Source organism: Neoaquamicrobium microcysteis (genome assembly GCF_008180155.1).
Classification (GTDB): Bacteria; Pseudomonadota; Alphaproteobacteria; order Rhizobiales; family Rhizobiaceae; genus Aerobium; species Aerobium microcysteis.
On record NZ_VSZS01000062.1, the window covers coordinates 1 to 13,460 of the forward strand.

Below are 13,460 nucleotides of genomic sequence, written 5' to 3' on the forward strand. Positions count from 1 at the left end.
CTGCGCACCTGGCGCGGCTTGCCGTGCGCGCATTCCAAGAGGTCGCGGTCCCACCCGCCCAGATCGGCCGCCGCCTCGTAGGTCGAGACGAGGAAGGCCAGCAAGGCTTCGCGCCGGGCGAGCCAGTGCCAGACCAGGATGGCGGCCGGGTTCTTCGCATCGACCTGGTGTACCAAAGCCTGGAGCACGCCACGCGGGATCGGCACCTGACGCTCGGCCCCCCATCTGGGCAAAGCGGATGGCAAGCCCGATCGCAGTGGCGGCATCGTCCAGCGGCTGCGCATGGGTCTCCCGTGGCGCGTCACGGCGCGCGAGGTCGAGGGTCATTGATGAAAGTGATCTGGAAGCTGGGACGTCGCACCGATCAGGGGCCGCCGCCGCGCGCAAAGCCGACGACGATGGGTCGCCGCTCGGTGCGATGGGGCGCCGTGACGCCTTGCCGCTGCGTGCGCGACCTGCTCATCGCGATGCTGGCGCCGCCGTCCTGATCATCGTCCTCGTCCAGCGCCGCCGAACCGTCGCCCTCGTGTTCGTCATCGCTCGGTCCGATATCGTTGGCGAACACAGATCCCGGACCGTCCTCGCTGGCGCTGATCGCCCGCAGGCACGCGGCGCGAACCTCCGCCTGAACCCGTTGGGCAAACTTTGCCCGAAGCGCCAGCATTGCCTCTCCGGCATCCGGCACGCCGATCAGGTCGCCGACCTCATCCAGTGTGAAGACGCCGCTCTTCTGGTCGCGCCGCTCGCTCGAGCCGTCGATGATGGCGACATCCACCCGGGAGACGCCCGCCACCCGTCCCTCGATGTGCAGCCAGTCTCCGGCAATGAGAGCTGTTGCCATCATGCGCCTGCGCAGCGCATTCAGACGTCGCTCGGCATAGGAGGCGAGCGAGCGCTTAACGTCGAACAGCAGGGCCAGGTGCCGGTCACGATCGACGAGGAAGAGGTCGGGAATGTAGCTTGTCGCGTGGTGCACTTCCGAACGCAGCCGCAGTCCCTCCAGCCCAACCCAGTCGTTGCGCTTCAACAGTTCGACTGCCGCAGGAACGATCGGCAGCGCCGTCTCCGGCGGCATCAACACCAGCGCAGGGTTCTCGCCGGCGAGGCGCGATAAACCCCATTCGAGCAGCTTGCCTTCATGATAGGTGACGGCACGCACGGTGGAGTTGAGTTCGGCGAAGGGGCCAAAGACCGGATCGGCGCGAGCGCCCGCCGCCTTGATCGCGGCAATGGCACGATCGATCAGGACGTCGAAGTCGGCATCGCGCCGGGCGGCAGGCGTGTCCGCCTGGCCGACTGCGGACCGGACTGAGTGGCTGCCGGTGATACCAGTCGGTGCGGTGGCGGCAGACCTGCGGATGTCAGCGGTCGACCGCCGACCGGCGGCGGTGTGATAGGTCATGGAGTGATCTCCAGATGATGCTGGTGGCGACTGCCGATCAGGCGGCGCCGGACGTGCTCAGGCCGTGGCGCGAAGGCTGATCAACACACGCACCTCGTCTGCCAGATTCTGGGCGGCCGCATCCTCGGCGGCGACGTGTGCCGCCCGGCAGATGCAGTGGCGATGATGGTCGGCGAGCTGCCGTTCGGCCGAACGTGCGCGCTGCTCTGCTGCATCAAAGGCGAGCATCAGTGCGGCGACTGCCAAGAGCTGTCCGGCCGGGAGATCGGCCAGTTCCAGCATGGCATCGACATCAGCATGCCTGCCAGCAAGCTGGGGGCTCTTGCCGACGACGGCTTCATTCCAGAGGGAGTTGCGGGTAACGGTATCCATAGCCCAAGACCTCTATCCAGGTTGCGGGTCAGGCCTTCGTCGATGTTAGCGCATTGGCGGAGGCCGTCCAAAACGCCGGGACCGTCCCGACGCCGAAAACACCCTGGCAGGATCCGCGGGCGATCGGAGCCCGCAAAATGAACGAGTTGGAATCTTTGCGATCGATTGGTTAACGGGCGGCGGACTGGCGGGACGCGCTTCCGGTCCTTATGCGTCCTCGTCGTCTACCAGACCAGCCGCAACAAGCTCGGCATGCGGGGCGCGCTGTCGGAGCAGGCTCCAGCCCTTCTCATAGCGTGCCTGAAGTTCGAACCAGACTTCGGCCGTCTGTTGCCGCTGGAAACCGATGGACTCCAGCCTGCGCGCGGCACGCCTTTGGATCTCAAGCAGTTCGGGATGGCGACCCTGGCGAAGATAGGTGGTCATGGCGATGTCGAGCACGGCGCGCGCCAGGTTCTCGTTGGTCGGTGGCTGCTCCGTCTTCTTGCGGGCGCGATAGGCGCGCTGGCGCAACCGCTGCTTCTCCAGTCGGTTCGGATCTCTGGCCATGCTGGTCTCCAAGGCATCGATGTTCACGACGCAGGATTTGCTGGGGTGGGGTGAGAAGCGACGCCCGGGCCGTTGGGCCCGGGCGTCTTGCTCGCGACTAGGCGTCAGCGTTGCCGTCGACCGCAGCGTCGTTGGCGGCGGTTGCCCCCTTCGCAGCTGCCCTGGCTTCGCGCAGGGCCTGCTTCTCGGCCTTGGCCTTGTCGCGCTTGGCCTTCTCGCGGGCCTTCTTTGCGTCCGCCTTCGCGCGCTCCTTGGCCTGCTCGGCCTTGACGCGTTCGGCCTCGGCGGCCGCGGCGCGCTCCTCCAGCACCGCCTTGGCCTTCTCGGCCCGCTCGGTGCCGACCGCCCACTCCAGCTCGGGCAGGACCTTCTGCTCGAGCCAGGTGCCTACCTTCTCCGACTTCGGCCAGGACTGATCCGAGCCCATGTCGTAGAGCACCCGTTCCGTTCTCACCCAGCGGTTCTCTGCCACCGGGAGGACGTGGATGATCCCGGCTCCGTAAGGGTCACCCGGCACCTGCGCCGCGTAGACCAGCGACTTGAAAAGGCCGGATGCCAGGCGAGCGTCGTGCACCAGGCGCCCCTCGCGGTGTGGCTCGAGGAAGATGTGCACCGCGCGCAGCATCCTCACGACCGTCTCGAAGAAGACCTTGGATGCGTAGCCGGTCTTCTCGGCGACTGCTGCCCTGAGCCCCTCCGGTCCACCGTCATCGGGGACGACAGCGATCGGAACGGGCGTGCCCAGCATGGCTTTCACCCGCTTGACCGACAGCTTCCCCCCAGCCTCGGCTGCGACCAGCACCTCCTCGACCTTGTCGGTCTCGGCGGTCGCCATCACGTAGAGCGAACTCGCCGCGATGCCGAGCCGTGCCAGCCGGGCGCGGTGCTCGCGCAGGTTCCTGTGGACCCTTGCGAGGTTCTCCGCTCCGGTGCGGCAGATCCCGAAGGCTCCCTTCACCAGCTTGCCGAAGGTCTTCTGGTCCGGTGCGATCTGATGCACCGCATCCATCACCGCGCCGCACTCGAAGACGTGCTCCGTCGAGCGGCGCCCGAGCTCGGTGTAGGCGAGGCGTAGCGCCTCGACCGCCTGAGCTTCGTCTTCCGACAGACCATAGGCGGCGTAATCCGGCGCGGCCGCGGCCGCGGCCTCGTCCCTGGCAGCGCTCGACTTCAGCTTCGCCTTGCGGCTCTGCTTCTTCGCCACCACATCGCCCATGGCCGCGGCCACGGCCTCGGTCGCCGGATCTGCTCCGGCTTCGGTGGTCGCAGCGGCCCCCACTTCGGGCGCCGCTTCCGGGGGCGTTCCAGCCTCGGCTTCCGCCTGGACTTCGGGCGACTGGGCGTCGCCCGTCACATCGGCGTCGCCCGTGACCTCCGTGACGCTCTTCGTGGTTGCGTTCTCGATCGCCTCGACGTCCGTCGCGGTCTCGACTTCGTTCTGCTCGTTCTTCTTCGCCATCGCGATATCCTTTCAGCTGGCGTTAGACACAGGCACCGACCGTCCCGTCAGGGCGGCCACCCGGGAACCCCCGGGCATATGCGGTCACCATCAGCTTGAGGTTGGAGGACATGGCCCGGCAGCGTGTGTGCTGCAGCCGGGTCGGCGAGTGGACGCGCCGGAGCATCGACCGGGTAGACTGCAACGCGCAGCCAGCCCGGGTCCGACGACCGGAACGACATGGGTTGACGGCTCCGCACGGGACGAGCGGAGGGGTGAAGCGTGTTCAAGGTGAACACTCCCTGTGTGCGGCACAAAGGGCCGCGACCGACGGAGCCCTCAGACGAACAGTCCGAGAGGCGATGGGTCGCCGAAGAACCCGTCCGCACCCGCAAGGGCACGGCGTTCGGCAGTCAGTGGCAAGGAGCCCGATCCGTCGGGCGACGACGGAGGGGCTTAGCCGAGCCGGGCTATTCGCTTGTTGGGGTTCAAGGCACTGCCTCCGTGGCAGGCTGCTCGGGTGGATCCCGGCAGCGCGGACCGGTCGTATAGATGAAGAGATCGCGCCGCGCAACAGGAAAATGACAGAAAGTGTAGTGTAATCAGTTAGTTAAATTGCGATCGTCCGCGGTTGCAATCCGTTTACGATAAGCCGTCGGCCGCGCGTGATGCATGTTGAAGCATCCTGACGTGCCCGCACCTCATCTCGATTTGCGCTATCTCGATACAGGATCAGGTGCGGGCGATTCAGACCTCATTGCCCGCGTTGCAAAACTGCCCGGCCGCGATTCACAACACTGGAAATCCGTTACGGCCATCGCGCCATCCGGAGGCTGAAGCATCTCGACGTGCTCGCACGTCGGATCGAAGCAAAACAATTTGTGGTCATCCGATTCAAAAGTCTGAGCAGGCGATTCTGAAGTCCGAGCAACCGATTCAGAACTCACCGCCCGCGATCCAATGATCGGGGCAAACGATTCGGAAATGCGGATGCGCGATTCAAGCTGGCGGAAGGCCAGTCGGCAAACGGCGTTTGTTCATTGCGAGCCGAGGGCGACCATGGCCGCAGGGTTGATGACGGACAGGGAGGCCACGATGCCAGGGCGCAAGAGACAGGGCCGCGAGGAACGGCTGCGCAAGCAACGGGAATATCAGCGCGCCTACAACAGGCGCATCGCTAGAACGCGCGCGCCGGACCGCGACGCGATCGCGCGCGAGCTGCTCCACTACGCGATCACCGAGAACCTCCGGCTGGGACGCGAAGAGGAGATGTGGACGCTGGCGGCGTCGGTCATCGAGCGGCTGGTCGCCCGTGGATATGATCGCGCCGCCACTGAGGAGACCTTCTCGGCCATCGTAGACCGCTACGAGGCGGGCTGGACATTCCAGCGCAGGCTTCTTCCCGGCGGCGACGGGGACGAGGTGGCCGAAGGCGACGCTGGCCGCGGCGGCTGAGGCGGCGAGTGGCTCGGCTACGGCCGCCATCGGGCAGCATGGGCATAGGTCTCGTGGCCGGACCTGCCTGGCGTCGTTCCATGACCGAGGGCTGCCACTCCATCAGGACGCGGTGCCATTGTCCTCGGGGCGGGTGTCCTGCACCCTTGGGAAGGGCCCCGTGCAAACCCTGTTATCACCAACCTGTTCGTATTCCCCCCATAACTCCACCAAACGCTGTTTGAAGGGCAGGCGATTCATATCTCTGGAAACGCGATTCATCTTTCCAGCGTTGGACGCGGGGCACCGTCCCGTGGAACATGATGTCCCCGCACCAATTGCTGCCGACTATGCCCGACGACGACACGATGCTGATCACCGGCCCCGACAACGCCCTTGCCACCATCCTGCTCGCCCATGGCGCAGGCGCGCCAATGGACTCAGCCGGGATGACCGGCATCTCGGAGGTGCTGGCGGGAGCCGGCTTCCGGGTTGTCCGTTTTGAGTTCGGCTACATGGCCGCGCGCCGCTCCGGCCAGCGCAAGCCGCCGCCAAAAGCCGAGCTGCTGCAGGACGAGTATCGTCAGACCGTAGATACGCTCGCCGCTTCCGGCCCGTTGATCATCGGCGGCAAGTCCATGGGCGGGCGGGTCGCCTCGATGGTGGCGGATGAGCTTCACGCCGACGGCCGCATTGCCGGCCTGCTTTGCCTTGGATATCCGTTCCATCCGCCAGCCAAGCCGCAGCAGTTGCGCACCGCGCATCTGGAGGCCCTGCGGACACCGACCCTTATCTGCCAGGGGACCCGCGATCCGTTTGGCACGCGCGACGAGGTCGCCAGCTTCAGCCTCTCGCCCTCGATCGAGATCCTCTGGCTCGAGGATGGCGATCATGACCTCAAGCCTCGTAAGTCGATCTCCGGCTTCACCGCCGCCGATCATCTGGCCACCGTCGCTGACGCAACCCGGGACTGGGTCGCGCGCGTTCTGGCGCGATGAAGATCGCGACCTTCAACATCAACGGCGTCAACAAGCGGCTCGACAACCTCATCGCCTGGCTTGCCGAGGCCCAACCCGACATCGTCTGCCTGCAGGAACTGAAGGCAACGCAGGACGCCTTTCCGGAAGAGGCGATCAATGCAGCCGGCTATGACGCGGCCTGGGTGGGGCAGAAGAGCTGGAACGGCGTCGCCATCCTGTCGCGCATCGGCGAGCCAGTCGTCACCCGCCGCAGCCTTCCCTGCGATCCGGCTGATGAACAGGCCCGCTACATCGAAGCAGCAGTCGCGGGCGTCCTGGTCGCCTCGATCTATGCGCCGAACGGCAATCCGCAGCCCGGGGCAAAGTTTGCCTACAAGCTCGCCTGGCTGGAACGGTTGAGGACGCACGCCACCGCGCTGCGCAAGTCGGGTGCGCCGATCGTGCTCGCGGGCGACTACAATGTCGCGCCGACGGATCTCGACATCTACCCGACCTCATCGTGGGATGACGACGCACTCATCCACCCGGACAGCCGTGCGGCCTACCGCAGGCTCGTCGGCCGCAGTTGGACCGACGCGCTGCGCCACCTCCACCCAAAGGAACGCGTCTACACCTTCTGGCACTACAAGCGTATGCGCTGGCCACGTGACGCTGGTCTCAGGCTCGATCATCTGCTCCTGAGCAGCAACCTAACGGAACGGCTCGTCGAGGCCGACGTCGACCGTGACGTCCGCGGACGTGAAGGTGCCAGCGATCACGCTCCGGTGTGGGTCACCTTGAGGGACGGCTAAGCGGCCAACGTCGTCATCCTCCCATCATCGGATTGAACTCGACAAGGGCAACTAGGACGCCGCCTTTTTGGGTCGCCGTCCGCGCTTGTTGCCGAAGCGGTCGCCGCCCTTCTTGCCCGCCCATGGCGGTGGCTCCATCTTCTCAACCCAAGGAAGCAGCCTGATCGGCTTCGGTTCGAGGTGCCCGGTGATGACGGGATATCGGGAAATGATCAGCTGGATCAGTGAAAGGCCCGCCGGGTTGGTATACCGCGTCGCAGTTTCCGTCTCTCCAAGCCGCCCCGAAATGTCTTCGATCACGCCGTCGGAAACGCCCGCCTGCTTGAGCGTATTGGCAAAGCCATGTCGGAGCGCATGGATAGGACGCTGCCAGAGACCCCCCGGCATGCACTTCTTGGCGATCGGTACGAAGTCCTTGTAGAATCGGTCACCGGGGTCGCTCTTCTGCAGGTAGGGAGAGAAGAGTTCCGGAAACAGCATCTTGTGCCCGAGCTCCTTCAACCGCTCGACATACTCGATGAAATTGAGCCGCAGGAGTTCGTTCGGCACCGGCAGCAGCCGATGTGACTGGGCATTCTTGATGCGCCTGACCTCGCTCGCCTTGATCTGGATCGACCAGTGGCCATCGCTCTGCACGATCTCGTCGACCATGAGGCCGGCGAATTCCTTACGCCGGGAACCAAGGTAGGTGAATAGCATGGGGAGGTAGTAGCTGGCCGAATGGAAGACGTGGTCTCCTGCGACTTCCGGTTCCTCCACGCTTCTTCGACCCGTGAAGAACGGGATATCAAAGAGCGGCCGGATGTCCTCCGGCTTCGGCTTGACCTGTTGGAGCCTGATCTCGCCTTTTGGCGGCTTCTTGGGCCGCAACCCCTCGAAGGTCCATTCCGGAACCGTGAAGTGCGATGCGCGCAGATGCTTCAGGAAATGGTCGAGATTGCCGAGGTGTCGGCGGATTGTCGCACGCGAGAGTCCAAGTTCGATCTTCTCGCCCGATGCTGCTGCCTCGTCGGCGCGCCGTTTGCTCTCGGCTCGCAACGCAGCAGGCGAAAGCGCGCGCAGGCGCGGACTGCGACCGTAGAGGGGAAGGATGTGATTGAAGTGCTGGCGGAGCGCAGCGACATGTTCCTGCGTGATCTCGCCGGAATGCGCCACGCCATGCTCTTCCAGGATGCCGCGAAAGATGCCGACCAGTACCCGAACGTCCGACGCCGTGTCGTCTTCCCACTCGTTCTTCCTGTTCGAGATGAGGTTCTCCAACTCCGTGTCGAAATCCGTTAGAGGGAGATCTTTCCGAGCCGTCTTCGGCTGGAGTGGCTTGGCCTGAGGGATCGAGCGCTGGACGGTCACCGGCTCTGAAGGGACGACCGGGGGCTCCGGCCTAAGTTCTGGCTCGGCCGCCGATCGCGCCACGGGCTTTTCTTCAGACCAGAGAACGGCCGGGCGAGGAGGTGGCGACCCGGCGCTGGCGGCAACCGATCCACGTTCCGGCAGACGTTCTGCAGTGAGCTTCGGCTTTCTCGTGTCTGCGGCCGACGCTAGCAGCGTGTCCGCCCGCGCCCTGAAAATCTCCTCGATCGCAGCGTCCCGATGCAGCGGCGTGTCCTCGAGTTCGGCCTGTGCCATGCGGTGCAGAACGTCGCGAAGGAACGGGCTGCGCGTCACGCCCTTCCTGTCGGAATTGGTGATCTCACGTTCGGACCGATAGGTCGCTTCGATGAAGGGGAGGTCGTCTGCCTGCGCGCCTGCCTCGATCAGCGCCTCGCGCGTCTCGCTGCCCTCGGCGAAGGAAACATCCTCGCCTGACCCGAACGTGTGCAGGAGGCGGTAGGCCCAGCCGACCTGACGGTCTGCCTCCCGATGTTCGGGATCCCGCAGGGTACCCGTCCGTTTCGCCGCCAGGTCCAGCGCCTCGATTTCGGCGCGCATCGCCTCGGCCTCGAGCGCGAAGATTTTCGCGAGCTGTTCCTTTGTCGCCATCCTGGCCTTCGGCACCATTTCAAGTTCGAGCAGCATGGCGTTCAAGCGCCGTGCCACGAGCGAAGCCTTCTTACGGTCCGACAGCCTAAGGCTCAGTGAAAGCCTTGCATTTGTTCCGGTGCCTTTGAAGCCGACGGGGATGCGCGCCCGCCAGTAGAAGATCGGCCCCCTGAGGACGAGGTTTTCGACCTGATGCCTGCGCAGTCCCATCCGCCCCATGCTCCGTCGGCCCGGGAGCGGATGGACACCAGCTCTGGGCATCAGTTGTGGGCACCAGTTGCGGAAGGCCGATTCGACGCGAAGCGCATCGGCTCGAAAACCCAGAAAGTCCAATGATTTCAATGGTTTACTAAGAAGTCTGGCTGGGGAACCTGGATTCGAACCAGGACTAACGGAGTCAGAGTCCGTGGGTCTACCGTTAACCTATTCCCCAACGCATCGGCGGTTGTTCCCTCGAAGAAGAACCGGTCGCTTGGCTGCGCCGCCGAATTCGCCCGGATATAGCCGTGGATGGAGAATAGTCAACCCCTAACCGATACGCCGGGGTCGAGTTTGGCTGGGTGGCGTGGCGGGAGGAGGCGGGCGGGACTGCCTGCAAGCTCGTCGAGCAAAATTCGACGGCCGGCCTTGGTGTTTCCGCCGCGCGCTGGTACTCTGTCGCCAACAGAACGATGAGTGCGCCTGCTGCATCCGCCCCTTGCGGTTCGCGCGGCGCCGAAGGACAGCACGTGAAAGACCCCGATCGAGGCGCCGATGCGTCTGAAGGCGGGGCGTCCGGCGGCAAGAGCGGTGCATCGAGCACCGCGGAGCCGCGTCCCGGCCGAAACAGAGGCCGGACCAGCGGCGGGCCCGCGCAAGCGCGGGGTGGTCGCGACGCCCCCGGCGGCAATCCGCCGCAAAAGAAGCGCCGCAAGCGCAGGCGTGGCCGCAAGGTCTATGCTCGCGACGGCAAGCCGTCTGTCGAAAGCGCGCCATCAGCGGCGGCGGCTGGACCGGCGTCCGCACCGCAGGCCGGCCAGACCAGATCGACCCCCGTGGTCGAGCCGGCGTCGACTGCATCGCAGACGCCATCGATAGCTGTATCCGCGCAGCCGGGGCCAACTGGGCAGGGCGGCGTGCGGTCGCCGCGCGTGCCGGATTTGCCGGTCTATGCCGCACTCGACCTCGGCACCAACAATTGCCGGCTGCTCGTAGCCATTCCGCAAAGGCCAGGCCAGTTCCGGGTCATTGATGCCTTCTCGCGCATCGTGCGGCTGGGCGAGGGGCTCACCGGTTCGGGACGGCTGGGCGATGCGGCGATGGACCGTGCCGTGGAGGCTCTGAAGGTGTGCGCCGACAAGCTGCGGGTGCGTCAGGTGCGCAAGGCGCGCTTGATCGCGACCGAAGCGTGTCGGGCCGCCGACAACGGCACGGAGTTCATCGATCGCGTCGAGCGCGAAGCGGGGCTCAGGCTGGAGATCATCGACCGCAAGACCGAGGCCCGGCTCGCCGTTTCCGGCTGCGGTTCGCTGGTCGAGCGCGACACGCATGGCGTGGTGCTGTTCGACATCGGCGGCGGATCGTCCGAAATCGCGCTGATCGACGTGTCGCGCCATCGCACGCCACGGCTCGCCAATCACATCGTTTCGTGGACCTCGCTCCCCGTCGGCGTCGTGTCGCTGGCCGAGCGATTCGGCGGACGGCATGTGACGCGTGCGGTCTTCGACGCCATGGTGGCGGAGGTCGCGGGCATGCTCGACCGTTTTGAAGGGCGCACGCGGCTGTCGCATCTGGCAGCCGGCGAACGCTTCCACCTGCTTGGAACTTCCGGCACGGTCACCACGCTTGCCGGTGTGCATCTGGGGCTGGAGCGCTACGACCGCCGCCGCGTCGACGGGCTTTGGATGGACAACGCCAATGTCGATGCGATGATCGAAAAGCTGCTTGGCTGGGACTTCGACCAGCGGGTGGCCAATCCGTGCATCGGCGCCGACCGAGCCGACCTCGTGCTTGCCGGCTGCGCGATACTGGAGGCGATCCGCCTGCACTGGCCGTCGCAGAGGCTGCGGGTGGCCGATCGCGGCCTGCGCGAGGGCATGCTTTCGGAACTGATGGCCGATGACGGCGCATGGCGACGTAACCGGCGGCGAGGGGCATTCACGCGATGAAGAAACCGGGAAAGAGCGGCGCGTCGCAGGGGGCAGGCGGCGCGCGCGCGCTCAAGACGCGCATCAAGAAGAAGAGCGGGCTGAAGAATTCTTCCCGCCGTTGGCTCGAACGCCACCTCAACGACCCGTACGTGCACCGCTCGAAGGCCGAGGGTTATCGTTCCCGCGCGGCGTTCAAGCTCATCGAGATCGACGACAAACACAAGCTGCTGAAGCCGGGCCAGCGCGTGATCGACCTGGGTGCCGCCCCGGGCGGGTGGCTGCAGGTTGCGGCTGCCCGGGTGAAGTCTCCCGAGGATGCGCCGACGGTCGTCGGCATCGACTATCTTGGGGTGGACCCTGTTCCGGGCTCGACCATTCTTGAGATGGATTTTCTGGACGAGGGCGCGCCCGCGCGCCTGATGGAAGCGCTTGGCGGCGCACCCGACCTCGTGCTTTCCGACATGGCCGCGCCCACCACAGGTCACCGCAGGACCGACCATATCCGCACGATGCATCTGTGCGAGGTGGCGGCAGATTTCGCCATCTCGGTTCTGAAGCCCGGCGGGCATTTTTTGGCAAAGACCTTCCAGGGTGGCACGGAGGGCGGGTTGCTCGACCTTCTCAAGCGAAATTTCCGCACCGTCCATCACGTCAAGCCACCCGCGTCGCGCGACGAGTCGGTCGAGCTCTACATCCTCGCCAAGGATTTCAAGGGCAAGCCGGACGGGGACGATCAGTCGACCGAGTGAGGGCTCTGCTGCGGCGGCTGATTTTTCCTCACGTGCCCGGAAACGGTCAGGCCCGCGTCCGGTGACAGTTTCAGGATGGGTAGCACGGCGCATGCCGCAAACATGGCGACCACGATGAAGGCGGTGGAGAATGCCGCCAGCCCGGTCGGTTCGCCGGTGGCAATATGGTGCGCCTCCAGCAGCATGCCCGCCACCGCCACGCCAAGGGCTATGGAAATCTGTTGCGAGACCGAGGCTATGGCGGTCGCCTGCGCGGCCTGGCGGTCATCGATCTCCGCGAACACCAGCGCGTTGTTGGAGGTGAAGAACAGCGAGCGGGTGAAGCCGGCCGCGATCAGGGTCCCGATGATGATCCAGTAGGGTGTGGAGGGCGTGAAGAAGGCGTTGGCGGCCATCAGCAGCGCGCCTGCACCGGCCGCAAACACCAGCACGTTGCGGAAGCCTGCAAGCCGCAGCGCCGTCGTCGCGAAAAATTTCAGCGCGATTGCCCCCAGCGCGCTGGCGAAGGTCAGCATGCCGGATTCGAAAGGGCTCAGTCCGAAGCCGAGCTGAAACATCAGCGGCAGCAGGAACGGGACCGCGCCAATTCCGATCCGGAATATCGAGCCGGACAGGATGGCGATGCGGGGCGCTGGGTTGTCGAGAAGCCTGAGGTCCAGGATAGGCGTGGCGATGCTTCTGGCATGGCGCACATAGGCCATGGCGGCGAGAATGCCGAGCCCCAGGGTGAAGGCTCCGATGAGGGGCGGCAGTGCCGGCATGGACACGACAGAAAGGCCGAACACGATGCCGGCGGCGGCTAGCGCGGCAAGCGAGAAGCCCTTCCAGTCTATCCGCGCCACGGGGGCCGGCGGCATGTCCGGCAGCACGCGCCCGGCAACGACGATGCCGATCAATCCGATGGGCACGTTGATCAGAAAGATCCAGTGCCATGTGAAGAAGGTGGTGATGAAGCCGCCGACAGGCGGCCCGATGAGCGGACCTATGAGCGCGGGAACCGTCAGCCAAGCCATGGCCGAGACGAGCTGGCTGCGCGGCGTCGAGCGCACGAGCACGAGCCTGCCGACCGGCGTCATCATGGCGCCGCCCATGCCCTGCAGGAAGCGCGCACCGACGAATTCCAGCATCGAGCCGGCGGCTGCGCATGCCAGCGAGCCCACGACGAACACGCCAATGGCTATGCGAAAAACGCGCTTCGCGCCGAACCGGTCGGCCATCCACCCCGAAACTGGAATGAAGATCGCCAGCGCCACGAAGTAGCTGGTCAGCGCCAGCTTCAGCGTGATCGGGCTCGTGCCGATGTCGGCCGCGATGGCCGGCAGCGAGGTGGCGATGACCGTCGAATCCATCTGCTCCATGAACAGCGCGACCGCGAGGATCAGGGGAACGGTGCGGTTCAACGGCGATGTCCGGGCGACGCCGCGCTTCGCGTGCACGGCTGATGATGATGCGGCATGCGCGCGGGTTACCATGAAGCCGGTCCGGGGTTCAATCCGTAAGTCTGTCTTACGGTTTTCCAGCTTGTGGTTCGCGCTTCGGTTGATCGTTCACAAACGCTCAAGTTGACGTGAGCGGCTTGTTATCCGGCCGGAAGCGGCCATGTCCGACACATCGACAGTCGATCAAGGGAGAACTC

11 protein-coding genes, 1 tRNA gene and 1 pseudogene are annotated in these 13,460 nt (G+C 65.4%); 5 read left to right on the forward strand and 8 right to left on the reverse strand.

Annotated features, from left to right (window positions below; translation table 11 throughout):
• The 5 genes and pseudogenes from FY036_RS24150 to FY036_RS10650 form a co-directional block, all read right to left on the reverse strand.
• A pseudogene (locus tag FY036_RS24150) lies at positions 1-107 on the reverse strand (DUF5996 family protein); the annotation flags it as partial.
• Positions 108-364: 257 nt separating this feature from the next.
• Positions 365-1,402 (reverse strand): hypothetical protein, encoded by a 1,038-nt coding sequence (locus FY036_RS10635; RefSeq protein ID WP_148914714.1) that lies wholly within the window; start codon positions 1,400-1,402, stop codon positions 365-367.
• 57 nt (positions 1,403-1,459) lie between these two features.
• Positions 1,460-1,774: a hypothetical protein gene (locus FY036_RS10640; RefSeq protein ID WP_148914715.1), complete on the reverse strand. Its 315-nt coding sequence runs from the start codon at positions 1,772-1,774 to the stop codon at positions 1,460-1,462.
• A gap of 207 nt (positions 1,775-1,981) precedes the next feature.
• Entirely contained in the window at positions 1,982-2,323 is a 342-nt protein-coding gene (locus tag FY036_RS10645) for a hypothetical protein (RefSeq protein ID WP_148914716.1), read from the reverse strand.
• A 97-nt stretch (positions 2,324-2,420) separates the two neighbouring features.
• Positions 2,421-3,782, reverse strand: a complete 1,362-nt coding sequence (locus FY036_RS10650) for a hypothetical protein (protein ID WP_148914717.1) — start codon at positions 3,780-3,782, stop codon at positions 2,421-2,423.
• 1,074 nt (positions 3,783-4,856) lie between these two features.
• Between FY036_RS10650 and FY036_RS10655 the strand changes: the two genes are divergently transcribed.
• The 3 genes from FY036_RS10655 (at position 4,857) to xth (ending at position 6,966) form a co-directional block, all read left to right on the forward strand.
• Positions 4,857-5,216 (forward strand): hypothetical protein, encoded by a 360-nt coding sequence (locus FY036_RS10655; protein ID WP_148914718.1) that lies wholly within the window; start codon positions 4,857-4,859, stop codon positions 5,214-5,216.
• Between the two features lie 329 nt (positions 5,217-5,545).
• A complete protein-coding gene (locus FY036_RS10660) occupies positions 5,546-6,193 on the forward strand; it encodes an alpha/beta hydrolase family protein (protein WP_201744740.1) in 648 nt (215 codons plus the stop codon).
• Positions 6,190-6,966, forward strand: a complete 777-nt coding sequence (gene xth / locus FY036_RS10665) for an exodeoxyribonuclease III (RefSeq protein WP_148914719.1) — start codon at positions 6,190-6,192, stop codon at positions 6,964-6,966. Before FY036_RS10660 ends, xth begins: the two co-directional genes overlap by 4 nt.
• Positions 6,967-7,017: 51 nt before the next feature.
• On the opposite strand, the gene FY036_RS23910 is transcribed toward xth, so the two are convergent.
• A complete protein-coding gene (locus tag FY036_RS23910) occupies positions 7,018-9,156 on the reverse strand; it encodes a site-specific integrase (RefSeq protein WP_201744741.1) in 2,139 nt (712 codons plus the stop codon).
• Between the two features lie 149 nt (positions 9,157-9,305).
• Positions 9,306-9,379 (reverse strand) — tRNA-Gln (locus FY036_RS10675).
• Positions 9,380-9,674: 295 nt separating this feature from the next.
• Between FY036_RS10675 and FY036_RS10680 the strand changes: the two genes are divergently transcribed.
• Together FY036_RS10680 and FY036_RS10685 are read left to right on the forward strand one after the other, a co-directional pair.
• Positions 9,675-11,093 (forward strand): Ppx/GppA phosphatase family protein, encoded by a 1,419-nt coding sequence (locus tag FY036_RS10680; protein WP_235897630.1) that lies wholly within the window; start codon positions 9,675-9,677, stop codon positions 11,091-11,093.
• Complete coding sequence (locus FY036_RS10685) at positions 11,090-11,824, forward strand: RlmE family RNA methyltransferase (RefSeq protein ID WP_148914721.1); 735 nt, start codon at positions 11,090-11,092, stop codon at positions 11,822-11,824. Before FY036_RS10680 ends, FY036_RS10685 begins: the two co-directional genes overlap by 4 nt.
• Here the strand turns inward: FY036_RS10685 and FY036_RS10690 are convergent.
• Positions 11,809-13,224: an MFS transporter gene (locus tag FY036_RS10690; protein ID WP_148914722.1), complete on the reverse strand. Its 1,416-nt coding sequence runs from the start codon at positions 13,222-13,224 to the stop codon at positions 11,809-11,811. The two genes, FY036_RS10685 and FY036_RS10690, sit on opposite strands and share 16 nt — an antisense overlap.
• Between the last annotated feature and the right edge of the window lie 236 nt (positions 13,225-13,460).

Coding starts and splice junctions, on each gene's coding strand:
- FY036_RS10640 (WP_148914715.1), bottom strand. CDS start 1,774: ATGGATACCGTTACCCGCAACTCCCTCTGGAATGAAGCCGTCGTCGGC.
- FY036_RS23910 (WP_201744741.1), bottom strand. CDS start 9,156: ATGGGACTGCGCAGGCATCAGGTCGAAAACCTCGTCCTCAGGGGGCCG.
- FY036_RS10685 (WP_148914721.1), top strand. CDS start 11,090: ATGAAGAAACCGGGAAAGAGCGGCGCGTCGCAGGGGGCAGGCGGCGCG.
- FY036_RS10655 (WP_148914718.1), top strand. CDS start 4,857: ATGCCAGGGCGCAAGAGACAGGGCCGCGAGGAACGGCTGCGCAAGCAA.
- FY036_RS10635 (WP_148914714.1), bottom strand. CDS start 1,402: ATGACCTATCACACCGCCGCCGGTCGGCGGTCGACCGCTGACATCCGC.
- xth (WP_148914719.1), top strand. CDS start 6,190: ATGAAGATCGCGACCTTCAACATCAACGGCGTCAACAAGCGGCTCGAC.
- FY036_RS10660 (WP_201744740.1), top strand. CDS start 5,546: ATGCCCGACGACGACACGATGCTGATCACCGGCCCCGACAACGCCCTT.
- FY036_RS10650 (WP_148914717.1), bottom strand. CDS start 3,782: ATGGCGAAGAAGAACGAGCAGAACGAAGTCGAGACCGCGACGGACGTC.
- FY036_RS10645 (WP_148914716.1), bottom strand. CDS start 2,323: ATGGCCAGAGATCCGAACCGACTGGAGAAGCAGCGGTTGCGCCAGCGC.